This window comes from Kitasatospora sp. NPDC127067 (assembly GCF_042724755.1).
Classification (GTDB): Bacteria; Actinomycetota; Actinomycetes; order Streptomycetales; family Streptomycetaceae; genus Kitasatospora; species Kitasatospora lactacystinica.
On record NZ_JBHXEM010000173.1, the window covers coordinates 15,458 to 16,089 of the forward strand.

At 66.3% G+C, this 632-nt stretch carries 1 protein-coding gene; it reads right to left on the reverse strand.

Annotation, left to right across the window (positions count from 1 at the left end):
• Window positions 1-128 precede the first annotated feature (128 nt).
• The gene (locus tag ACFWJ4_RS37800) at window positions 129-377 is read right to left on the reverse strand and encodes a hypothetical protein (RefSeq protein ID WP_380552937.1); all 249 of its coding nucleotides are present in this window, start codon (window positions 375-377) and stop codon (window positions 129-131) included.
• Between the last annotated feature and the right edge of the window lie 255 nt (window positions 378-632).

The following is a 632-nucleotide window of genomic DNA, read 5'->3' on the forward strand; positions in this document are numbered from 1 at the left end:
ACTCCTAGTACAACTCCAACGTCTCAAAACCTTTTTTGTTGTGGGGGGGGGGGTGGTTTTTTGTTTTCATCGCCTTGGGCGCGGGCGCGGCCGGGCCCCCCGCCCCTCAGGCGGTCACCCGGTGGTTTCTAGTAGAACCAGACGGAGAGGCGGGCGGTGGTCGGGGCGACGTCGCAGAAGTAGTTGACCGCCTCCCCGCGGGCCACGTAGGCCTTGCCGGCCGCGTCGCACGCGGCGCCGCTCGGGTACATGCCGATGTAGGTGTAACCGGTCGTCCTCGTGGTGGACGCCTGGGCGGCGGGAGCGACCATCAGGCCGCCCGCCACCGAGAGCAGTCCGGCCAGGGCCATGCTGGTAACCGCTTTGCGAAGTGCCATGTCGGTGTCTTCCTCGCTCAGGGGAGAACACCGGAGTCCGCTTCCCGGTGTCCGGCGGCGAGCCTTCCGGAATCCCGGATTCGGGGCAATGGTAGAGACCAATTTGGCAGAAAAGAGCCGCCCGCTGCGCAGTTGGGCACACCTCGGCCCCGCCGCCCCTGCTTGGGTTCTAGGGATCGTTGCAACACCCCAGTTCAAGGGGTGCGATGGACTTCGAGATCCGCAAGGACCGGACCGGGCGGGGACGACGGAAAC